The sequence below is a fragment of the Microbulbifer mixtoriginis (SeqCode) genome, from assembly GCF_052466865.1.
In genome coordinates this window covers 3447433-3470713 of sequence record NZ_CP174293.1, presented here as the reverse complement: position 1 = coordinate 3470713, position 23281 = coordinate 3447433, and the positions used below count along the sequence as shown (strand labels likewise).

General features: G+C 40.8%; 19 protein-coding genes. 13 read left to right on the top strand and 6 right to left on the bottom strand.

The window, feature by feature from the left end:
• Positions 1–195: 195 nt before the first annotated feature.
• Positions 196–1062 (top strand): glycosyltransferase family 2 protein, encoded by an 867-nt coding sequence (locus ACJJJA_RS15685; protein WP_444902704.1) that lies wholly within the window; start codon positions 196–198, stop codon positions 1060–1062.
• Positions 1063–1195: 133 nt separating this feature from the next.
• On the opposite strand, the gene ACJJJA_RS15680 is transcribed toward ACJJJA_RS15685, so the two are convergent.
• Positions 1196–2350: a hypothetical protein gene (locus ACJJJA_RS15680; RefSeq protein WP_444902703.1), complete on the bottom strand. Its 1155-nt coding sequence runs from the start codon at positions 2348–2350 to the stop codon at positions 1196–1198.
• 2058 nt (positions 2351–4408) lie between these two features.
• Between ACJJJA_RS15680 and ACJJJA_RS15675 the strand changes: the two genes are divergently transcribed.
• Entirely contained in the window at positions 4409–5896 is a 1488-nt protein-coding gene (locus tag ACJJJA_RS15675; RefSeq protein WP_444902702.1) for an APC family permease, read from the top strand.
• Positions 5897–6000: 104 nt separating this feature from the next.
• Here the strand turns inward: ACJJJA_RS15675 and ACJJJA_RS15670 are convergent, their stop codons facing one another.
• Complete coding sequence (locus ACJJJA_RS15670; protein WP_444902701.1) at positions 6001–6600, bottom strand: hypothetical protein; 600 nt, start codon at positions 6598–6600, stop codon at positions 6001–6003.
• 924 nt (positions 6601–7524) lie between these two features.
• On the opposite strand from ACJJJA_RS15670, the gene ACJJJA_RS15665 reads away from it, so the two are divergent.
• From ACJJJA_RS15665 to ACJJJA_RS15655, 3 genes are all read left to right on the top strand, one after another.
• Complete coding sequence (locus ACJJJA_RS15665) at positions 7525–8940, top strand: lytic polysaccharide monooxygenase (RefSeq protein ID WP_444925246.1); 1416 nt, start codon at positions 7525–7527, stop codon at positions 8938–8940.
• A gap of 169 nt (positions 8941–9109) precedes the next feature.
• On the top strand, positions 9110–9817 hold the full coding sequence (locus tag ACJJJA_RS15660) for an alpha/beta fold hydrolase (RefSeq protein ID WP_444902699.1): 708 nt from the start codon (positions 9110–9112) through the stop codon (positions 9815–9817).
• Positions 9818–9895: 78 nt separating this feature from the next.
• A complete protein-coding gene (locus ACJJJA_RS15655; RefSeq protein ID WP_444884319.1) occupies positions 9896–10120 on the top strand; it encodes a GDCCVxC domain-containing (seleno)protein in 225 nt (74 codons plus the stop codon).
• An 88-nt stretch (positions 10121–10208) separates the two neighbouring features.
• On the opposite strand, the gene ACJJJA_RS15650 is transcribed toward ACJJJA_RS15655, so the two are convergent.
• A complete protein-coding gene (locus ACJJJA_RS15650; RefSeq protein ID WP_444902698.1) occupies positions 10209–11369 on the bottom strand; it encodes a patatin-like phospholipase family protein in 1161 nt (386 codons plus the stop codon).
• Positions 11370–11831: 462 nt separating this feature from the next.
• Here ACJJJA_RS15650 and ACJJJA_RS15645 point away from each other — a divergent pair, with 462 nt between their 5' ends.
• Together ACJJJA_RS15645 and ACJJJA_RS15640 are read left to right on the top strand one after the other, a co-directional pair.
• Entirely contained in the window at positions 11832–12314 is a 483-nt protein-coding gene (locus ACJJJA_RS15645; RefSeq protein WP_444902697.1) for a hypothetical protein, read from the top strand.
• 259 nt (positions 12315–12573) lie between these two features.
• Complete coding sequence (locus ACJJJA_RS15640) at positions 12574–12903, top strand: cupin domain-containing protein (protein WP_444902696.1); 330 nt, start codon at positions 12574–12576, stop codon at positions 12901–12903.
• 24 nt (positions 12904–12927) lie between these two features.
• Here ACJJJA_RS15640 and ACJJJA_RS15635 read toward each other — a convergent pair whose 3' ends face one another.
• On the bottom strand, positions 12928–13971 hold the full coding sequence (locus tag ACJJJA_RS15635; RefSeq protein WP_444902695.1) for an alpha/beta hydrolase: 1044 nt from the start codon (positions 13969–13971) through the stop codon (positions 12928–12930).
• A gap of 435 nt (positions 13972–14406) precedes the next feature.
• Between ACJJJA_RS15635 and ACJJJA_RS15630 the strand changes: the two genes are divergently transcribed.
• Complete coding sequence (locus tag ACJJJA_RS15630; protein ID WP_444902694.1) at positions 14407–16212, top strand: jacalin-like lectin; 1806 nt, start codon at positions 14407–14409, stop codon at positions 16210–16212.
• A 135-nt stretch (positions 16213–16347) separates the two neighbouring features.
• Here ACJJJA_RS15630 and ACJJJA_RS15625 read toward each other — a convergent pair whose 3' ends face one another.
• Positions 16348–17250, bottom strand: a complete 903-nt coding sequence (locus tag ACJJJA_RS15625) for an EamA family transporter (RefSeq protein ID WP_444902693.1) — start codon at positions 17248–17250, stop codon at positions 16348–16350.
• A 157-nt stretch (positions 17251–17407) separates the two neighbouring features.
• Between ACJJJA_RS15625 and ACJJJA_RS15620 the strand changes: the two genes are divergently transcribed.
• On the top strand, positions 17408–18796 hold the full coding sequence (locus ACJJJA_RS15620) for an aminotransferase-like domain-containing protein (RefSeq protein ID WP_444902692.1): 1389 nt from the start codon (positions 17408–17410) through the stop codon (positions 18794–18796).
• 197 nt (positions 18797–18993) lie between these two features.
• Positions 18994–19767 carry a hypothetical protein gene (locus ACJJJA_RS15615; RefSeq protein WP_444902691.1) on the top strand — a complete coding sequence of 258 codons (774 nt, stop codon included), beginning with the start codon at positions 18994–18996 and terminating at the stop codon, positions 19765–19767.
• 571 nt (positions 19768–20338) lie between these two features.
• Here ACJJJA_RS15615 and ACJJJA_RS15610 read toward each other — a convergent pair.
• Positions 20339–20965 (bottom strand): hypothetical protein, encoded by a 627-nt coding sequence (locus ACJJJA_RS15610; protein WP_444886660.1) that lies wholly within the window; start codon positions 20963–20965, stop codon positions 20339–20341.
• A 566-nt stretch (positions 20966–21531) separates the two neighbouring features.
• Between ACJJJA_RS15610 and ACJJJA_RS15605 the strand changes: the two genes are divergently transcribed.
• The 3 genes from ACJJJA_RS15605 to ACJJJA_RS15595 all read left to right on the top strand — a co-directional run bounded on the left by ACJJJA_RS15605 (position 21532) and on the right by ACJJJA_RS15595 (position 23268).
• Entirely contained in the window at positions 21532–21702 is a 171-nt protein-coding gene (locus tag ACJJJA_RS15605; RefSeq protein WP_444902690.1) for a hypothetical protein, read from the top strand.
• A gap of 32 nt (positions 21703–21734) precedes the next feature.
• Positions 21735–22918, top strand: a protein-coding gene (locus ACJJJA_RS15600) for an IS3 family transposase (protein WP_444902689.1) whose coding sequence is annotated in 2 segments (ribosomal slippage) — positions 21735–22017 and positions 22017–22918 — 1185 coding nt in all. Because the reading frame shifts where the segments join, the coding sequence is not laid out codon by codon here.
• Positions 22915–23268 carry a GNAT family N-acetyltransferase gene (locus ACJJJA_RS15595; protein WP_444902688.1) on the top strand — a complete coding sequence of 118 codons (354 nt, stop codon included), beginning with the start codon at positions 22915–22917 and terminating at the stop codon, positions 23266–23268. Before ACJJJA_RS15600 ends, ACJJJA_RS15595 begins: the two co-directional genes overlap by 4 nt.
• The last annotated feature ends 13 nt before the right edge of the window (positions 23269–23281 follow it).

Genomic DNA, 23281 nt, shown 5'->3' with positions numbered 1-23281 from the left:
TGAATAATATTCTTTAGGAAGTTGACACCTTGATAATCATTAGGCGTACATGGATGATAGGCGAGAATGGGAGCTTACCCTCAAGGTAAATCTCTGAATTGCAGCCACAGGGAGGAAGTTAAATTTGCTTAAATATTTTATTGAGCATTATGTAGTGAAAGTGAACTTAATGGTAGCAAGGGAACGATTAATATTATGAAGTCTAGATTTAGCATAATCGCCCCTTGTTATAATAATTCGGGTCTCTTGCGCAACATGCTGAAAGGGTTCTCTGTCCAAAATTATCCAAAAGAAGATTTCGAAGTTATTGTTGTCGACAACAATTCAAGTGATTCAGGTATTTATTCTTGCTATAAGGAATACAAAGACAAGTTGAATTTAACCTTACTTTATCGCCAGATTTTAGATAATCCTTTTTCCCTTAATTCTGCTCGAAATTTAGGGGTAAGGATTTCTGAATATGACTGGTGTGTTTTTACAGATAGCGACTGCATTCCATCCTCCAATTACCTAATGCTGATTAATAATATAATTAATAACAAGGGGAAGAATATCTGTATGACAGGGTTGAGGGAGTTCATTCACTTCAAGGACGTTGAGGTTGATATGATCGACGGCACTGATACACATCTAAGTGCCTGCCCCAGATTTAAAAGCCCATCGAATTATGGGTTAACAAAAGATAGAAGGATCGGTAAGATAGAAGACTTACCTGATACGGAGCAACCCTGGGGTCATTTCTATGGTTGTAATATGATCTATAAAAAAGAAGATATTATCAAAGTGGGAATGTTTGACGAATTTTATGATGGTACATGGGGGTATGATGATATTGATATGGCTTACAGGGTTATCAGTGAATTAAAGGTTGAACCAATTTTTGCAGATAAAGCCGTTGTTTATCATCAAGATGAGGTTGCACCGGCTGAGAAAATTGACAAGTCAGTCTCAAAGACTGAAAAGCTAAATAACCCAAATTATCAGTACATTTGCAAGAAAATTAACGGATACTATGAATTTAGTACTCGTGAATTCAGGCGTTTTGGTTTAACAGGTTTTTAATTGACTGAAGTTGCTAAAATTTTTCTGAGTTATTTTGTGTCTATTGGGGGATAGTGCTAGATCAAAATAGCAATTTACTGGTTCTTAATAAGATATGATTCACAATATTCGTGAAGAAATTAGCCTTCAGCCATTAGATGCCCGTTACATTGCATTCAACTGAGAATTTTCTTAAGAAAAAAGTTATCTTTTTTATGTCAAAGGCCGCTTTATTGGCAGTGGTGTATATCCAATAGCCCTTGTCATATTTGCTTATAGTAAAATTCAAGGTATCTCTAGCGACTGCATAGACTGCAATGCAGTCATCATCGTCAATGGGTAAGTAACTCAGCATAAAATCTACTTTTTCCGGCTGGTCAGATCTTTTCTTCACTCCAAGAACATCAAGTAAAACCATTCCGTAGTAGGCTATATCATATTTCTGCAATAAATGAATCTGCTGACGCGCAGATTTATTTAGTGTGCTGAAGGAAAATTTAAACCCGCAAGCAGTATTACCAATTCTTTTCTGAATGATGTGTTGTTTAGGTAAATTTTGTGTAAATTCCTGTGTTATTATTATATTTGCTTTTTTTCTGCCCATAAATTCTGTAAAACAAACGATAAACTTTTCAGTGATATCCTCAAGAGAAGGTTCTTCAGCTCTCACTTTAGCCGATATCATTACAATATCGTTAACGTCTCCTTTTGTGTTTCTATACCCCTTCAAATGAAAAGGATTTTTTTTAGGGTCCCTCCTGTTGTACAAAATTAGTCCAGCAATGAGAAATAAGGCCTTGAGAAAATGTATTGAGTAGTTCAAAAGAGAGCGATTTCTACTCCCATGGTAGAGTCTTTTTAACTTTAAATAATATTTTTCGGATCTGGCTTTTTCTCCTTGCAATATATGTTTTGCATATTTAACAACCAGCAGCCCCGTATATCCTGAGAAGAATTCGTGATTAATAATGAAGTAGGTACTGTCCTCGGTGAAATGAATGTAAATTGGAGTCCTCATCTTTTCTAGGCTTCTATAAACAAAATTTCTACTTGAATTTTTGGTTGCCTGATTTTGTAATTCTTTTATTTGAGAAAGATAATAAGGCTTAGAGTGAGGAGCAGAGGTGAGCTCTACTAGATCATAAAGTATACTCAAGCAACTCGTAACTTCTTCCTTTCCATATTTTTTAAAGCGATAAACCATTAATGTTGTTACAGTATCATTCTCTTTTAAAAACTGCTGTACAAAACTTTTTGGAGTTTTTACTGGAGTAAATAGATTGATCAATATTTTGGTGAAAAGTTGCATTAGATCTCTCTGCGAGTGCGAGCCAATATCTCAGTTATAAGAAAACCATATCTTAAAGCTCAAAATAAGCTTAGTTTGTCATTAGAAGATTGGAGGTCTTCTTATAGATCATTATTAAATCTATAACATTCAATGTGGAAAAAATTCCATCGAGTATTTCATTTAGGCTGTGTGTCAGATGTTGTGTTTAAAGAGGTGTCTATAACACTTATTCCAAAAAGCTATTTCCACGCGTCTTAAATCTCTTTTAGTTATTTTTAGTGATACCTTTGATTATTGAAAGCTATTACATAATTTGAAATTGATTGGTCTCACGTAATCACAAAAAAATAAGACCGACAATTGAGAGTCGATTCAAGTCAGGATTAACAGGTGATCATTGGCAATGATAAAACCTTGCACTTCTGCGCTTAAAAGAGGCCAAAGCCCACTGATCGGCTAGAAAGCATGTTATGAATTTTTCCCTCCTGATCCCAATGGAAACATCTTCTTTTAAACTATCCCCATCGAGCACTTGCTGGAAAAGGCACTAACTATAGGAAGAGCAAGGTACTTGTTAAGGAGTCGATGAAAGTTTCTGGGACAACTTAATCAAAGGTTTCTGTTTGAAATGGGGTATCATTCCCGATTACAACTTTTCTACAGCAAGAAAATGAGGGGTGAAGTTGGGAAACTATTCGGAGTTAGGGTATAAAGTAGATGGTAGTAGTCGCCAGCGAAGACATTTTATTACAAATTACCGTTACCTCATTAGCTGAAGTAAATTTATTGCATCCAATAATTAATATTACGCATTGATGTACAGAAATTGGTCGCTTTTTAAATTTTAAAGTGACCGACCATAACTTTCGTCGAGATTATTTAGTGAGTTATGGATTGTATCTCACTTGCCGGCAGAGGAGAAATAGGAAGGAGCACAAGACAGGATGGTGAAAAGCTCAGAAGTTATTAGATAGCTTCGAAGTCTATCTGTTGGTTGGCAATATCGTGTTTATGCTTTTGATAGGAAATCCTCTTCTTCTCCAATAATTTTTTGGGGATGTGCCATTTAGCAATAAAATGTACTGCTTCTGTGCAAGATTTTACATAATTATTTGTTGGTATGCCCATTTATCTTAATAAATTTCTCGATAGCTGTAGTTTTAGATTTTTTAATAATGTTTGAAATCTAATGCTCAACAAAAGTAAGGGGGTCTGTTTTTTTAGTTTGTGTGTATAGGTATTTAATTTCCTTGAAATATTAAGCTAGGGAAGATGTTTGAATGGAAGTTAAATAAATCCTTGATTAATATTAATTGGTTGAAAAACTTAATAATTTTTCAGAGGAAACCTTACAATACTTCACTGTCTTGCATAATCAATTTAAGGTGGTGATCGCACAATCTTTTAAAAAAAAGATAAACTTGTATAGCGATCTATTGAAACAGTTGCAGGTAGTTAAATAAATAGTATTTCATTGCTATATGAGCTGCCAGTTTTTATAGTTTTATAACTATTAAGATGATGGCTTTATTTTTGTTGGTGCTTACTTATAGCCTTCAGTCCAACGTAGGCCAATGCAGGTGAGTTCCCCAAAATCTATTTGCTATCAATTGTGACTCTAATGCACTTGCAATATGTTCGTACTGGTATAGATCGATTAATCAAATATATTTTTTTTGGGTGGGCTAAAGGCAGATAGAAAATATAGATATATCAGTAGATAAAATGACGAATTTTATGCCTTTTAGAGGCATTACACGACGAATGATTCTTATTTGATGTCGGTTGATAGTTAAACAGTATACTAGATGCTTCAATTGATCGGTATTGAATTTGTTAACCACAGAATATCTAGGATCAATAGTTAAACATTAGGCTTCAAAACTTCTTAGAGGTTATGAATCTGGGAATTTTATATAAGTTCGAAAAAACTATTGGATGCTGCGAACTGTAGATAAGTAGTTGCAAAAGCTTATGTGTGTTTTTTAGTCAGGCAGGTGAATAAGAATTATTGATATGCTTCGATTGGTAAAATGGTGATCTACTCAAAATATAAATTATAAAAATCTACCAAACATGCATCATAAGAAGGGTGGTAAGAAAAAAGCGACGCTGTTAAGCGCAACATTGCTCAGTGCAACTTGCATGATAGGCTCGGGCTGGCTGTTTAGCGCCCAATTAACGGCTAGATATGCGGGTAACTGGGCATTTGTAGCATGGATACTCGCAGCAGTTTTAGTTTTGATGGTAGGTTTGTGTCTTGCGCGTGTCGTGTCGATTTATCCGGTCCGAGGTGCACTAGCTCAAGCCTGTGCTTTTTCTTATAACAGTATCTTTGGTATGCCTTTTTCCTTTGCCAATTGGTTTGGCATTCTAATGGTAGTTGCAACGGAGGCTCAGGCTACTACACAATATCTTTCATCTGCTATTGGCTCTTCTTTATTGATTGAAAGTCATAGTCTTACCATTTGGGGAAAGTTACTTGCCCTTAGCATCTTAGCGCTATATCTACTGATTAATTTTTATGGTATTCGTTGGCTAACTAAAGTCAATAATATTGTAACTGTACTCAAAATTTTTACTCCACTATTTGCTCTGACAGTATTACTCATTGTAGTTTTTACCCGAAATCACATAGGTTCAAATTTTTCTCTTCCTTCCAGTCAGGAATTTGAGTTCCATAGTGCCTTTTCAGCCATCATTGGTGCAGGTTTGATCTATTCCTACAATGGATTTCAAGTAAGTGTTGCTTTTGCTAGTGAAATCAAAAATCCTAAACGCAATATCCCTTTGGCGATAACACTATCGATAGTAATCATTACTTTGGTTTATTTGTCATTGCAATTTGCTTTTATGGAGGCCGTTCCACATCAGGTGTTGATAGAGAATGGTGGCTGGCAGGGGTTGAACTTTGCTTCACCACTGTTAGATCTAGCCACTCTGCTTGGCCTTCACTTTTTGGCGTTAATATTACTTGCAGATAGTATCACTAGCCCCTCAGCTTCTGGATATACGTACCTTGGAGCTTCATCAAGGATTTTATTTGCGATGGCCAAGGTAGGGCAAATGCCTCGCTGGCTAGCGGTGCTAGATCCAGTGCACAATATTTCCAGACGATCCATTTTAGTTAACTGGGTATTGGCAGCTATTGTTTTGGCTAATGCGGATAGTTGGGCAGCACTTATGGTAATAGTAACAGGGTACCATATTGTTAGTTATATGGCTGCGCCTATCAGTATGGGAGCCCTTGAGCCTAGCACCCGTTGGTTTGGGCTGATAGTTTTTATCCTACTGGGTTTATTAATGCAGACATTACAGTCTTCTTCGCTGCTTTTAGTATGTGCATCTTTATCAGTTTTGGTCTCTATATATGCAGGGCTTCATATAACAAAAGCTGGTTTTCATAAGCTAATTATATTTACTTTTCCATTTTTGGCATACTTATGGAGCTTGTACTTTATATCAAATATTTGGTTGATAATAAGCGCATCTGCAGCTTTTTATCTGTTGATATCTTCGCGTTATTATGTTGAATTCTGCAAAAGTTATAAGGCAAGAGATTGAGGGTAAAAGATGTTCTCATAAAGTGGGTATCTTCATAAAAATTGGGCCAGAAAGGTTTGACCTGACAGCAGTGGTGAGATATCTGCCAGGTCAAATTTTGAAGGTCAAAACATAGAATTAATCATCTTGTTGGCCTTCGAGTTACCTGAACCATGATTGAGATCATCCCAGGTTACTCTTCCGCTGGCAAGATCTAACTTAACACCCTGATGTCCAACATAATTTCCACCTTGACGTAAAGTCATCTCAGTGAAAACTCCCTGGGTAGTGAAATTAAATCTTTCCATATTCGTAATATTAAAATTAACATCAAACATGCGATTAAATTCCAACACGCCACGTACGGTATCAACTAACGCTCGTGTGTGTGTCAAGCTGGATCCATTTCCAAGCATGGTTTGATGTGAAGAGCTACCATTGAGTGATACGCCACCAAAAACCCATCCCCGCCACTTTCTTCCCGGCGCAATAGGGCAGACTGCTGCCATTATCTCAAGGGCATCATTTCTTACCTGCGGAGCTTGCATTGATCCTGAAAAATGAGCGACTACACCAATCTTTCTAGGGGCGCCGCTATAGAGTACTAGCCCCACACAGGAACCATAACCATCAGAACGCAGCTCTCCTGCATTGGTGCCTGTCACCCAGGTACATTCCGGTCTGAATCGATAAGCAGCATAATTACCACCTAGCTGAACTGCCATAACATTGCCTCCTTATCGGATAATTATCAATTATTTGACTGATTGGTCAGAAACAATATAACCGTACATCACACAGTGACCTTGATCAATATCAGTTAATTACAAATTGAAAGAGAAATATTGCTTGGGATTTTATTGGTGAGTTCTTTCAGTTTTTTAAGGTGGAGATAATGTCCTTCCTGTTCGAAAGTATAGGCGTGTGGTTTCGGTTAGTGGTTTTGGGTCCTTCACTTAGAAGGCAGAGTTTTCAGAGTGCAATTGACGTTATATAGCTCTATTTATTTACACTTGCAGACTTTCAACTATACATAGATGCGCTCGCTCAGATTTTATTTATATCCCGGTTCGAATTGGATCAAAGTAGAGTTGTGAAATATCTTTTTGTGCGCGGTTTGCCTGTCAGTCACTAAGATTTATTGTGCTTGCGGGTAGAAGATAACTATTGAAGGGCCTCCACAATTGGATATTTTACAGCGTAATTGTGCAGGAAATATGGAAAACATGGCTACTGCTCCTTGTTTTTTATTGGCTTGTTTTTTTGCGCCAAAAATCTGGCCGTAATTCTCGTTAGTGTTCATTAATTTTATCAAGGTATTGTGAATTCGAATCATAATTTCAGTTTTTTATGCTCTCTTGGCTTTTTTAAGTAGTTTTATATTGCTTTTAATGAATTTTAGTGAGAGCAGGGTTCTATTTTCAATCTAAATGGTTTTTTGCTTGGTTTCTAGGAACCGTGTTAATCAGTGGCGGTCCATAGCTTTGTCGCTTACGCTACTTCTGAAGTAAAACCTGCTTCGGTAAGTGAAGGATCTAGCTTAACTGGGGAAGGACATCGGACAAGATTGAATAACAGGCAAAGATATGATTTACCGAAAAACCAAATTAGCTTCTGTATTTAAACAACCTTTTTTTAGTCATACATTAATGGCTGTAGTTTTAACTGGAATTAGCTCTAATGTACTTGGCCATGGTTATGTAGAAGCTACTGATGGCGGGGTTGCATCCGCACGTGGGACACTATGTAAATATCCTCTCGACTCTGGAGAGATGAATATAAACTGCGGTGCAGTTCAGTGGGAGCCACAAAGTGTAGAGGGTAATGAAGGCTTCCCGGAAAGTGGACCCGCTGATGGGCAGATTGCCAGTGCGGGGAATAGCTCTTGGTCAGAGCTAAATGAACAGTCTTCTGATCGCTGGGTTAAGAATTATATCAGTTCTGGTTGGCAAACCTTTAAATGGCACTTCACTGCGAACCATGTAACCAGGGATTGGAAATACTATATTACCAAAGAGAACTGGAATCCAAACGCGTCCTTAACCCGTGATCAGTTTGATCTTAATCCCTTTTGTGAAGTGGATGGAAACTATGAGCAACCTCCAACAAATATGACACATGAGTGTCAGGTCCCAGATCGTGAGGGTTACCATGTCATCCTCGCTGTTTGGGATGTTGGTGATACAGTGAATGCTTTTTATAACGTTATCGATGTTGAGTTTGATGGTGATAATGTTACCAATACTGCGTGGAGTGCTGTAGGCACAATTAATCCAACACAAGACTTAAATATTGGAGACAAGGTATATACCCGTGTGTTTGATAGCTCCGGTGAAAATAGCTCTTATTCTACACTTCTGGAGATTGCCTCAAGCGAGCAAGGGATCGCAGAAAATTGGTCTCACGACTTGGCTGAATTGATTAACCGAGAGCAAACCAGTATTAGAGCTGGTGATTATGATGGTAGCAGTAGCTTTGAACCCTTGTACGGTATTAATAGTATTTATCTGCTAGAAAATAGTGGCCTGAGAAACGTTGAGATTGGGTACGAACTTAGTGCTGATCAGGGGGATGGTACTTCAGATACCAATGACAATGATTCAGATGATACTGGAAACACCGAAGGTAGTGGGAATACTGGGACTGCCTCTTGTGCAGTATTTGAGCAGCCCTACGCTGGTGATCCGGGTTACGCGATTGGGGATATCGTTATTTTTGATGGTATCGCTTACGAATCCAAACACGAGCCCAATTGGTGGTCTCCAAGCTCGGCGCCATCACTTTGGATTGAAACCACTTGTGAAACGGCAGGGGGTGAATCAAACAGCGATTCTGATACGGGATCAGGTAATACCTCTAATAACAATTCTGATGACAATACCAGTACAGAGGGCGACTCGGCAGCTTCCTGTCCGGAATTTCAGCAGCCCTACGCAGGCGATGAGGCCTATCAGTCTGGTGATCGTGTAACTTTTGAGGGCCAGGTATATACTTCCACCTACGGGCCAAACTGGTGGTCTCCCACTGCTGCACCCCAGTACTGGGAGCAGAGCTCATGTGAGTAACTTAAACATTCTCAACCGCTTCCATATAATGAGAGGGAGGCGGTTGAATATAGGTGGCCCATTTCCTTAGTATTGACAGCGTGAAATGCTACTTTTCAAGTCATTTCTTACCAGCCTCTTTGGTCGGTTATTACATATAAATTCATTACGTACATAAAGGTGGCAACGGATGGCAACCTTCGTTTTGGTACATGGCGCTTGGCAGGGAGGTTGGTGTTGGCGGCGGGTTGCGGATCGCTTGCGTAATTTTGGCCATTTAGTATTTGCTCCCACATTAACAGGTCTAGGAGAGAGAGTTCATCTTTTAAATGATAAGATTGACCTGGACACACATATTCAGGATGTTCTTGGTGTCATTGAATCGGAAGAACTCTCTAACATCATTTTATGTGGTCATAGCTATGGGGGAATGGTCATTACCGGTGTTGCTGATAAGGTACCCAGTAATGTCCGCACCCTTGTTTATCTTGATGCTTTGGTGCCGGAGAGCGGGCTATGCACTTTAGAACTCTTACCTAAGGAAATAGGCTCTACCTTGCTTGAAAGTGCTAGGTCTACAGATAAAGGCTTTCTGGTAGCCCCTGATCAGGCTAAAAACTTTGGAGTAAATATTCATGATCAGGCCTGGGTTAATAGGCGCTGTGTAGACCAGCCCCTCAAGACCTTTGAGCAACCAATCTTTTTGGAGGGGGCTTGGAAACTAATTCCTGATCGCATTTATATCTATGCAACAGGGTGGACTCCGGGAATTGGTAAGCCATTTTATGAAATGGTACAGCGGGATAGCGGATGGCAGTCCAACTCTATTCAATGTGGACATGATGTAATGATTGATAAGCCTGAGGAATTAACGCAGATACTAATAGCCTCTATTTAAATATTCTTATCAAATTGCTACTTGAGAAACTCTGGACTTGTCTTTATAGCCTAAGTCATAAGCGTTATAGGGATTGATATGACAAAGAGTACGCAGGTTTTAACTTCTAGGATCACCTGCCCTTTATGTGGTCATGATCATACGGAAACTATGCCGATTGATGCATGCCAATGGTTCTATCAGTGTAAGAATTGTGGAGAGCTATTAAGTCCCAAGAAAGGCGATTGCTGTGTATTTTGCTCTTATGGAACGGTTGCATGCCCACCGGTTCAAAAAGATGGAAAATCCTGTTGCTCCTCGTAAGGGACAGCCATAATTTTAGTGGTAAGAAAGTATAAACAGGTAGGCTGTTGGCTCAAACGGGATCGAAAGTATAGGCGTTTAGCCCATTCTATTCTGATCTCTCCTTTAGGTGTTCAATGGCTTGATCAATTTCCGGCTTATTTTCTTCTATTAATCTATCTGCATGAATTTTTAATGAATCGATTGATTCGTAGTCAAAAATCCCGACTTTGGGATTGTTTACTTTTACGTTTAAGTAGTCAAATTCTATCCTCCCTTTTGGAGATAATAATTTTGCAATTCTTAGAGCGTAGAGCTGCTGCGTATCCATAGATCGTTGTACATCTGTGATAAGGTCAGGAAACCATTGCAGTCGTCCCCAGTTTTTTATGTCTTGATAACTATCCTTTGCGCTACGCAGAGGCGGGGTACCCGATCCCATTATAAGTATGTAATAATTTTTATTTGGGTATTTTTCAATAATATCCAGTAATATCATGCTGGTCGGATCATTTTCTGATACCGCGGCATCTGCAAAATATCGATGACTGAGGTCCCTGCTTGATGTTATAAAGTCTACAGGAGGGAATACCCCTTCCGCGCTGGATGCAGCAACCACTAGCTGATAGACACTGTTTGAAGGGAGCTCAGCAATTTCTTCACCATAATTTTTAAAAAGATGTACCCTTCCAGTGTAGATGTCAAGAGAAGGCACTATGACTGGTTTTTCTAAATCAGTAAATTTTAAGCTTTCTGAATAATGAAATTTTAAAACTTGATGGAGTCGATCTCCCATGAATCTCGGTGAAAGCATTCCAGCTCCAGTCAATATTTTATGATACCAGGGTGTTGAGAATAAATATTTACTTTCAGATTTGTAAAGTTTTATCAGTAGGTCTATTTTTGAGCCGTAGTCACCATATTGTTCACGTAGTTGTTTCATGGGAATGTTGATTCCTGTAGCAATAATAGCTCCGGTGGATACTCCACTGAAAACATCAAATATTTCATTTATAGGCTTGCCTACTTGACGTTCAATATATTGAAGAACATATAGTGGGATAAGACCTCGAACCCCTCCACCATCCAAAATTAGGATGTTGATGGTTTCTTTATCCTTGAGGGGGGCTTCATAGATAATGGCTTCTTCAGTAACCGGTATCCTATGGAACTTAGTTTTTTCAGTAAAGCGGTGATTGTAGATATAAATTGTGATGCCAATTGTGGCTAACAATAGAAGTGTAAAGAATGTAAGTTGCCAGGTCTTCATTGTGTCACCCAAGTAGCCTGCCAATAATTCAGGCATAATTTGAGAAATAATATTTATTTCCAAGTGGCTTTTAGCGAAGTTTTTGATTTAATTTTTATTTTTCTTATTCATAAATTATATTGTTGGTAGGGTTGTTGGTGTTTTGGTCGGAGTGGCTGAGATGGCTATTCCCTCTGGAATTCTATAGAAATGCATATATTGCAGAAGAGTATATAAGCTGTTTAGTCTTGTGATATCTACATAGTCAATATCATGATTGTCTGTTAACGTATTGCACAGGTATTGAGAACAACTACCTTTCAAAAAGATGATATTTAGGATAACCTCCTAGATTCACTGTATTCTGCTGATCGAATTATGACTTATGGTAAGATGGAGTCATTATAGATGTGTACCGAACCCTAGATATAGACCCACTGGTTTTGTAAAGAATTCTAAGCTGTGAGCTCTAGGCTAATAATTATGTTTAAATATTTTTTTGTGGCCCTTTTGCTGTTGATTTTGGCTTCATGTGGCAGGCCCGAGTCACTTTCAGTTGAATCTGGGGGAGAAGCTAGGCTTGGTACTGAAGAGGTCGTTGAGGAGACGCTGGAGCAGGAAAAACAATTACAGGACTTTGTTAGTTCCACTGAGCTATCTAAAGATGATATTTCAAGTGTAGAAGATCACACTGAAACTCCTGATAACCAACATGGCCCTCAAAGCGCTCTCGCCACTGAAAAAAGCGCTAGGCCGATAGATATCAGTGCAGCTTTCGAGAAGGGCGTATCTTCAGTTGAGAGGTATGATTTCTCCAGAAAAAGCACATTGCCTAATCTTTTTGAGACGCAGCAAAAGGCTGAGAATGTCTCTTTTAGTGGTAAGCTAATAAACGATCCTGAAAATCCTGATTACCTTCAGTCATTGGAGGGGGTGGAATTCTCAATAGAAATTAAAACACGATAGAATAAAATAGAAAGGCAATTCGCTGCATCTAAGGTGGTTGCTGTAATATGTCAATATAATTGGTTCTCTAGTGTTTGTTTGGGTTTTGCTTTATCAAGCTTTTGCCTCTCTTTGATTAACTATTTTTTCTCCATAGGTTAGATACAACCACTAATGTCTTGTGTTATTTTGTTTCGAATAGTGCGCTTTTTATCATCCTGGGCTAATATTTTATTTGCAGGAGCGGGGCTCAAAGTTTAATACAAGGAGTGTCTCCAGAATGTCAGGAAGTTATCCAGATAGAATTAAGCAGCTACCTCTTTATGATGGTCGGTTTGATGCCTACAAGTTGGAGGCAAAAGGAAGTGATGTCCTTTTTGCATCATATCCGGCGGGCACGGTTATTCCAGATCATACGCATGCGACTGATAATTATGGGGTGATTACGAAAGGCGAGTTGATACTAAGTATGAATGGTGCTGTTCAGCGCTTTGGAATTGGCGATTGGTACCATGTTCCAGCAAATACTGAACATGCTGCCTCATTTGAAGAGGATACAGATGAAATCGAGTTTTGGTTTCAAGCTAAAGATAAAGAGAAAAGCCTTTAATTTCCCCAGCAAAATCTATTGAGTTCAAACAGATTGAATAACCCGAATACGGTCATTCATGGCTCTAATGGAGATTGGGATTGTAGGTGCAAATACCTCCCATGCGTGATTAACGCCTGGACGCAAGTGGAACTCTGTACTTACCTCGTCATTGGCGAGTAAGCGTGCATATTCAATATTTTCATTGCGAAAAATGTCCAATTCCCCAATTTCAATATATGCGGAGGGCAATCCTTCCGCGTTTTTTAAGTGAGCTGGAGCGGCAACAGCGGTTACTTTACTTGTACCCATTGTTTCTCCGAGATAAGCCTGCCAAGCGGTAAGGTTGTCATCATTAGTCCAAAGTACATAGGGAGCCAGCTTTGGGTCCTCAACAGTATTCCGGTCATCAAGCATTGGATATATAAGAATTTGTTTTGCTAAAGAAGGGCCATTCCTGTCCCTTGCTAAGATGGTCAGTGCCGCAGACAGCCCTCCACCAGCACTATCGCCCATAACAGCTAACCTGTTGGGGTCTACTTGCAGCAATTTGGCATTCTTATGGAGCCAGCACAATGCCGAGTAACAATCCTCAATGGGGGTTGGAAAAGGATATTCTGGCGCTTTGCGGTAATCCACTGAGAGAAATGGCACCCCACTCTTTGAGACATAGTTTGCGACTAATCGGTCGTATATTCCTACATCATTGAAGATCAAGCCCCCACCATGTAAGTAGAGTACCGCTGACCCCGGCGTTGAGTTTTGTTTACAGTACCATCGCAATATGATGCTGGATTCATCGGGCAGCTTTACCAGAAAATCTTCTATTGATACATCGGTTGGCATGGGATGGGTTTGAAATACCTCTCTGAGAACATGCTCACCAACCTCACGTCTTGTGGCCACATCACCTACTGCTATTGGCTCTATGGATTCCAGTAAAGCCCTAAATTGCTCGATTGCTTGGCTGAATTGGCTGTCAAGGGTATAGGCCATGATTTTTCCGTATCTTATGGCTTGGTACTGACGGTAGGGTATTTCCATTGGAAAAAGTTGGACGCTTATAGCTTCGTCTATTTTTTCATCCATGTGTTGGAAATGCTGCCTGAATCCAGTGTTGCCTCGGGGGGTAACATTCATCCAGGTGGGACGTTCAGAAGTAAAAGTGAAACTTTACAATCATACCTAAATGACAGCGTTCAGCGCTAATTCATTTGTGCCTATTGTGAAGTTTTATGAAAAATAGCTTTATAGATTGACTGTGAGCAGCTACTAGGTGTGTGAAGTAATAGTTAAAAAATAAGAAAGATCCAGAGTAATAATTCTCAAATTACCTCTCAACCCTCCTATCCAAAAATGTGTACGCATTATGGAATGGTTAAGTAACGTTAAGGATTCACTTTTACTGCGGTCTTTTAGGGTAATTTTCCTATTGAATCGCCAGCGCTAGTCAACCCCCGAAAAACTGGAGTGACACTCTGTATTTTGTGTTTTCACTATCAAACGATCTGTCAGGGATAAATAATGCTAAGAATAATTAACCCGTTATCTATTTTTTTACTGGGAATCTCAGTATCGATGATGGCTGCTGGAGAAATTGATTCAGGGGATGCAAAGGTGCATCGGTTGGATTTGCAGGGACAAATTGATACTAGGGCACCGTTGTCAAAAACGCTATGGGCAGGGGCACATAATGCCTATGCTTCTTTCCAGTGGGATCAAGGAGTATATACCGATGTTAATCAATGGTATGCCCCTGAGAAGCTGTTCCATCGTGGTATCCGCCTAGTGGAGTACGATACCTACCCTTCATCCACGTTTAGCTCTACTCCACACATGTGTCATATGGGACTTGAAGAGGCCACTATGTGCATATACATGGCAGGCACAGCGGCAACTCTCGGGGATGGCTTTGATGAGATCACGGATTTTCTTGAGGATAATCAGGATGAAGTGTTATTTATAAAATTCGAAGCTTATGATTCAGATTATCATCAGAATTTTAGGAACAAAATTGGTGAAAAGATTGAGAGTCGCCTGGGGGACTATGTTTTCAAGCCAACTGACTGGGGTTACGCGGAAGGGGATTGCGCTTCATTGCCAGTGCAAACTTTAAGCAAGCAAGATGTGCTGGATACAGGGCGAAACATTATTCTTTTTACTCAGGTACCTAGAGAGTATCCGCACACAGGGGATAATAATCTTTGCGATTATCATGATGAATCCAAAACAAGCAAGTATTTAAGGAATGTCTGGATTGGCGTAGATGAAATGGATGCTGCTGGCAATCTAACCTCCAATGAACCTTTGGCTCAAAATTCCAGCCAGTTGACAGCGGATTCTGATGGTAATAGCAGCGCTATCACCCACTATAAAAATGGAAATTTCAGTGTCGCACTGGATGCGACTACGGAGTACAGTAAGAACGATATCAAAATTTATGGTGATACCGTCCAAGAAAAAGCACAGGCAGGTTACCAGCTGATAGAGTTGGCTTTAGTTGAAGCCAATGCAACAACCATTGAAGCATCCAAAGCTCCACAAATTGAAGATTTCCTTTGGTCTTGGCGAGATGACTCACCGGGTACCGAGCACAGTTGTAGTTGGCTAACTAATGATGGGGAGATTAGAGATTATGATTGCTCTACGATCCGTGTATTTGCGTGTGTAGATGCTAATAGAAATTGGCACATCAGTGAGTCCACCGGTGCCTGGATTGATGGCTATAGCGCTTGTGCTGCAGAGGGCTATCAATACGGTATGCCTTATAATGCCCTTGAAAGTACTGAACTCTATGCTGAAAGAAATACTAAGGGCATAACAACTTCGGTTTGGGTAAATTATTATAAGGTATTTGAGGATTTTTGGCTTGCCAGCCAGGATGCTTACTCTGATTATGGTTACCTCAAAAAGGATGCGATTGGTGGCACTGGTGGTGCTGCATTTGATTCCATCGATTTAATCAAGCGTAAACTGCTTGGTAGCGGCACTATGAATTTGAAATCGGTACAAATTCGTTCTGGAGGTCGTATTGATGGGTTAAAGGCTTGTTATGAATTCCAGCAGGCTGTTAGCCATGCAAATGCGAGTGATCGTGAACTTTGCATTGAGTATGGTGACGGAGATGGTGGCTCAATGGGCTCTGTCCTTAGTTTTGACTCCGCCAGTGGTGAATATCTCGATGATGTTAAAATCTGCTGGGATGATGAAAAGTACAGTTCCGGTAGTATTTATTATTTAAAACTGACTTCCAGTACAGGGGAGACAGTTTCAGGTGGCATGCAGCAGGTTTACAGGAGAGAGTATATTAGTGGGGAATCTCGGTTCTAATTATCGTTTCTTCTGTGCAACAGAGAATTGTAGTGATTACGAGGTAAAATACTTCTTTACTACGCCTTCTTGTTTGCCCTAGGTGGCGGAGGTGAGGGCGGGTTGGGAGGCCCAATCCGCACTTACTCTAAAACCTTATTGAATATTTATGGGCACATTTGCTTGCTTCTTTTTGCTCAATCTCACTTTATCCCACTTTATGACTCCCGCAATGAGCCCAGAAATGATCAATAAGCTTGAACAGATTTTCACTATCCCCAGAGGCTCTTGATAAACAAGCCAGCTAGCTAGGAGACCAAAAATTGGTACCAGTAAGGTAAGAGGAGCGATAGTTGATAAAGGGTAAGTGACAACCAAACGATTCCAAATCCAATAGCCTAGTAAGGTGGTGGGCCAAGCCTGAAATAGAATTGAGGCTAGGGTAAGCTTATCAATTTCAATAAGGTTGTTTAAAACCTCTTTACCTTCCAGAGCCAACGCAAGAACCAGTAAAGGGATGGGAGCAAACAGAAGGCTCCAGACAATAAAAGCGAAAACCTCCTTGGTATTGGCCGCTTTGACAATCAGCCCACTGATACCCCAGCAAGTTGCTGCCAGAATCACTAGCACCACACCGAGGGGGCTGACACTGCCATCTTCAATAAGGAAAGCAATCCATAATCCTAAGATTGCCAGGCTGGCTCCCAATATTTTTTGTGTACTGACCGTCTCTTTAAGGATCAGCCAGCCAAGTAATACGCTAATTGCTGCATTGAGCTGGAGCAGCAGTGATGCCATACCTGGAGAGAGCCCAGCAGTAAGCGAGCAAGTAGCAAGTCCCCAGATACCTGTGCCAAAGACCAAGCTATAGCTGAGGATATAGCGCCAGGCAACGGGCGGCTTGGGAATAAAGAAAATGGCCGGTATTGCTGCAAGAGTGAAGCGCAGCGCGGTAACTAGTAGTGGATTGAGATTTGTCGTACTCACTTTAATGGCAATAAAGTTGACTCCCCAAATAGCCATCACGAAAATTCCAAGGCTCAAATCTTTGTATCTCATAACTACTGTCCCATTGATATCGGGATAGTTTCTGTGCATTCTGAGGTTAGGGACAGATACAGATTTCAATTAAAAAAAGTATACAGTTTGTTACTTTCTGCCCAATAAGGGGCTGGAAGGTTAATTGAGTTTAGGGAGTATGATGCGGTACAAGAAAATGGCTGATCATTTAGTGGAAGATATTCGCCAGGGAAAGGTGCAGCCAGGACAAAAGCTTCCTTCTCTACGTCAGCTTGCTAGGGTGAATGAGGTTAGCCTGACTACCGCATTGAATTGTTATCGTCATCTGGAGGAGACGGGATGGATTCAGGCTTTACCGCAGTCAGGTTTTTATGTAAGAAAACCTTTGGATGTTTCTGGGCCTCCTGAGATGCCCGCTTTTTCTTGCCAGACTACGACACCGATTGCGGATCATTTCTTTCATTCGGAGGAGCCAGGCCCACTGGGAATAACTCAGCTATCTGTAGAGTTGCAGCCTGTTTCTAAGTTAGAGCGAAGCTTACGCCACGCTTCACGTAGCCAGGGGAGCCGGGTGTGTCTTTATCCTAATGTGCAAGGAGAATTGCCTTTGCGTCGTTCTCTCAGTGAGCACTTTGGCGCTTCGGGTTTCCATTTCCAAGCTTCTGATCTGGTGATAACCAATGGCTGTCTTGATGCTGTACGTACAGCACTGGAAGTAACGACAAAACCTGGGGATGCAGTAGCGGTCAGCTCTCCTTGCTATAGCGGTTTACTTCAGCTCCTCGGGGGAATGGGGCGGACTGTCGTAGAGATACCATCCACAATGGATGGTTTAGATTTGCGACAGATGGAGTTACAGATGCAAAAAGGCGGTGTTCGGGCTGGGCTTTTTACCTCTAGCCATATGAACCCAACCGGTATTAGTCTCAGTGTCGAACAGAAACAGCAGCTGGCTGGGTTAGCGAATAAATACCGAATCCCGATTATCGAGGACGACGTCTACCATGAGTTAGATCACCGGGGAGCCCCTCCACTCCCTGCATATCATTGGGATACCGGGGGATACTTATTATGGTGTGGATCTATATCAAAAACACTGAGTGCTGGTTATCGACTGGGTTGGTGTTTGCCTGGACGATATTTAAATGATTACAGGCAGCAACGTCAACTCGAGAGCTTGGGGGTAAATTCACCACTCCAATTGAGCTTGGCTGATTTTATCAGTAGTGGGCAATATGCTAAGCACCTGGCGACATTGAGACCCCTGTTGCGGGAGCAAGTTGATCAGTATCGTAATTTCCTGGCCGACCATCTCATCCCAAAGGTGCGGATTAGCATGCCAACAGGAGGATTGGTTTTATGGCTTCAAGTTCCCGGGTTAAATGAGGATGAATTCGCGATTCTTTTAAAGAGGCAACTCTTGGATATCCGAACCGGAGTATGCTTTAGTACCTTGAATTACTATAAAGACTGCTTGAGGATTAATTGTGGTTTTCCATTGAGGGATAATAATGGTGAGTATTCCCAGGCAAAAAAACAGCTGGAGCAGTTGGTCGAACTGATCAATCGAAGTGTTGCTGCATAAGCTATACAGCTTAGTCCGGAAGGCATCCGTAAGTTTATTGTTATGTGCCTGCACCAAGTAGCTACTGACTTCAGAGGGATCAACTTTAGTTAGCAATGGCTGCTCTGTCACCATATTACAAAAATGTTTCATTCGATGGCTTCCCTTTGCTAGAATCCGCGACGATTTTGAGAGAGTAAGTTCATGGAGGATTTCGAATGAAAACCATTGCATCCTTATCTGTAGTAGCTATGGCTGTTGCTGCTGCTATTCCTGCACAGGCCAACACAACGTTTGATTTGCCGAATTTTAGCCAATGCTCCGAGGCTGCGACCCAGAGCAATACAAATGACCGTGAGGTGTATCGCATTTTTTCAGATTTCTACTATGAAATTGAAGATAAGCGCGAGTATGCCGTTACCGCGGTGAAAAACTGGGCAAAAAACTTTGCCTCTAGCTGTATCACTTCCACCACTCAAATCACATTAGATGATGTACAGTGTGATGATTTTATCGGCGGTGCGCCAGTTTGCCGTATAGAAAGTGATGAAGGTGACTATGTTGTTGTAAAAGACTACGTTGATTCCACCAATGTAGTCCTTTCCAAGCATGACCAGCAAAACTGGCCTGCAGTTCACTCCTCTAATGACATGGACATGCTGTGGATGGCCAATCCTGCAAAGTGTTACTCCGACCTTCTAAAGTCTGGTGTGGATTCCCAGGCGTATTACCTGGATGCCTATAATTACCGTTACTTTGGTGATTACCGATTTGTGTTGGCTAGAACTACACGTGATCTGGTGCAAAATCTGGCTGGACAATCTAATCAATGTGCCTATGAAACGATAGGTATTGAAGCCAATAAAATGGAGTGTTCTGAGACCTCTGGCGGTACAAAAATATGTGCTTCCAGGCATACCAATGCAGGTTATTTTGTATTTGTTAGTGATGACAACCACGGAATGCATGTGGTATTTAATCGCTGGGACTGATAAGTATTGATGGTTGTGAAAGCTCCTCAAGTGGGAGCTTTTTTGTATCCTTATAGTGGTTTCCAGCTTTTCGTTTTCTGATAGAGTAGGCTTATTGTTCTCCAATACACTTGACCCTGCCTAGTACTACTTCAAATTTTTTCTCTTCCGCCAGAATAATTAACCTTTGTTGCAAGTAATAACTACAATTCTCATGTGCTGCAAGCACATCAACTTGCAGACCCATATTGTTGTAACATGCCATCGGTCACTTTCTATGTCCTATAGGCTTGCCCAGAGTGATCTCCTCGCAAGCCAGTATTGTGTTGTAGCTCCCGACTGTTCGTCGAGAGATGCCTTTCCAAAAATTCCGCAATTGTTTTCTGAGAGTGTTCAGATTGTAGGTCTGGTATCGTTCGTTTTCGCTCAGTTAGTAGTAGCTCATGAGTGTCTTTTTCTTGGTCGGGAAAGATGCCGGCTCTACCAGCTGAATCCTCCCTTGTAAATTGTACTTATTATCGGAGGCCAAGCGCACTAGAATGTGAAGAAAAACTAAATATTTAGACAGGAAGAATAATAATTTATTTGAGCATCAGTTTTCCAGGCGAAGAATTCCTTTTCGACCAATATTTTCAAGTGCACATTGTAAAATTTTTCCATTTCTAGTCAAAGTATTCTTAGTTTGTAGAACACACAGTTCCCATCCAGATCTATCTAGCCTAGTGAGATCTTTAATTGATGTGCGCATATTATCAGAATTTGTCTCGCCTGGCTTATATGCACCTAAAGAGGCCAGTATAAAGCGAGCATTTTCATATCTTAATGGGTAGCGTCGTTGAATATTCTGAATTTGACTCACTAATAGGTCGGTGCAGTTTGAGCAGGGAGTTCGGCTTACACCAAGGATTACGTTGAATTTCTGGCTGAGTCCTGAAATAGAGTTGTCAATTGCTGAAGGAATCCAAACCTTCCATGTTAAAGATTTCATGAGTTTTTCTTCAGCGTGAGAACCGTTTCCACTTGTTGATGTAAATACTTCTTCAATGCTGGAAGGAGAAAATAAAAAGCTATAAGTCGGATTTTCCGCCTTTAGATACATTTTCTTGTATTCAGACCAGAATTCAACGGCACTCCATTCTACTTGCCTAGTCCCACGTTTGGGTCTCGTAATCTCTCCATGCCCATAGTGATGTACAATTTGATCCCAATGCAAAATCACCCTTAGTTCCTTCTATAATTAACAATTGATAAGTTGGCACAGGTCGATATAAGTGGTACGTAAGATTGCCTCAAAATACTTAGATGCTTGATTTCGTTAAAAACAGCAAAGTTAGTACCGTTTAACTCCCTGCGACCAATTGTTTAGTGTAAATTATCATCTAATAAATTAGAATCACAATGTGATAACTTGTAATAACATTTATGGAATCTATTAATTTGAGCCTATGTTTTAACTTCAAAATAACCACGGGTAAGGGATCCCTGATCTTTTCAATCCTGGCTGCAATTATTTGTTTATTTTTACCACATTCCAAAAGTAGCAGGGGCAGTACTACACTCATTTTCTACTGCTTACTGTAAATATAGTTCCTGTTAAGCTTTGATTGCTGTCTTTACATCCGTCTGAAAAAATACTCCCTTTCATTGGTGGTAGGTTTAAGGGTAAGCATTCGATTGGTCTTGCTATAACTCCTACAGGCTGATAGCCTAAAAATGTGATCACATTTATATGGGCCAGGGAGCCCAACTAGCCCCTTTAGTACGGAAAAATTTGGGAGTAGAAGTATGCAGGGTGAAATAATAACTGCCACTCCAAGGCATGCCGATATAGTAGCGCATCTAGTTGCCAAGCTATTAATGGCTTTGGTGGGGCATAAGCGTGAAATCAAACCTGATCAACTCATTGAGGCAAGTAACAAGCTGCTGGTAAGGGAGAGTGATCTTGCCCCGTTTTAACGGACACCAAAGTCAAACAGACGAGGGGTCTTATGCCGAAATACAACAAACCTAGAAAGACTTGGCAGTATTCAAACGAATTCAAAGTGAAAGCGGTAATGCTTAGCTTGATAGAGGGTGTTCAAGTTAAGGAAGTGGCCGAAACTCTCGACATTCACCCTTGCATGCTGTCACGATGGCGAAAAGAGTTTCAGGAGGGGAAGATTGTGGCAGATAAACGAAGAAAGCTTACTGGTGTAGTCTCTAAAGCAGAGAAAGAACTTTCTAGGGTAAAGCGTTTAGAGGCGGAGAATCGTAAATTAAAGCAGGAGCTTGATTTGTTAAAAAAGTGGCAACGGTTTCTTGCGGAGGAACATCAGCAAGATATCGATTTATCCAGAGGTTCGGATCAGAACTAGGTATCAAAAGAACTTGTCAGTGGCTGGGAGTATCGCGCAGTGGTTATTATGATTGGCTGAAGAGGCAACGATCGCATCGAAAACACCAAGATGATGATCTAAAGATTCAGATTCAAAAGATTTCGGATGACTCTGCAGGGCGCTATGGTAGTCCAAGAATTTGGAAAGCCCTGCTGACCAAGGGATATGAAGTTAGCCGTAAGCGCGTAGCCCGGCTGATGCAAGAATTAGGAGTCGTAGCCAGAGTTACGAGAGTGACACGTAGGGCACCAGGCATAAAGCGTTTCCTAGCCTCTGGGGAGAATCTTAGACCGGATGGAGCTGTGCCTAAAAGCAAGAATCAAGTTTGGGTTGCTGACATAACCTACCTAAAGGTTAATGGTCAATGGCAGTACTTGTCAGTGGTGATGGATTTGTATTCTCGCCGAGTAATCGGTTGGAGTTTAGATACGAAAAGAACAACAGAATTAACCCGAAGAACCCTGATGAATGCTGTAAGGAAAAGAGGATCACAGCCGGGATTAATATTACACACTGACAGAGGTGTAGAGTACAGAGGGTCCGAGTATCAAAAAGAGTTGAGAAAATATGGAATCCAGCATAGCTTGAGTAGAGCGGGTAAATGTACGGATAATGCCCATATGGAGTCGTTCTTCCATAGCTTAAAAGCTGAACTGATTAGAGAAACTAGATTCCAGACAATGAGCCATCTAAAGTATGCTTTGGCTCGATATATTAATGATTTTTACAACCGTAGGCGGCTGCATTCAGCTCTAGGCTATCAATCACCAATGGAATATGAGCGAATAGCAGTATGAAAAGTAGTGTGTCCGTTTTATCGGGGCAAGATCAGAGTGCTTATAATGCTTTTCTTTATAGAGTTGAGGGTGAGATTATTGCTGTTATTACCGTTTCCAGGTCTGCAGCTATTTATGCTGGGGGGTATTATGGCGTAATTGAAGAGTTTTACGTAGAGCCTGAATACCGAAGTCAGTCGATTGGAAAAAAAATGCTGGACCGAGTGGTTCATTTTGCAAGAGAGCAGGGGTGGCCACGTTTGGAGGTGAGTACACCAGAGAAGGACAAGTGGAGCAGGACAGCAGATTTTTATCGTCGGGAAGGATTTTCAGATAACTCTAATGGGGAGAGGTTGAAGCTGGAATTATAGTCCTTATATTCCT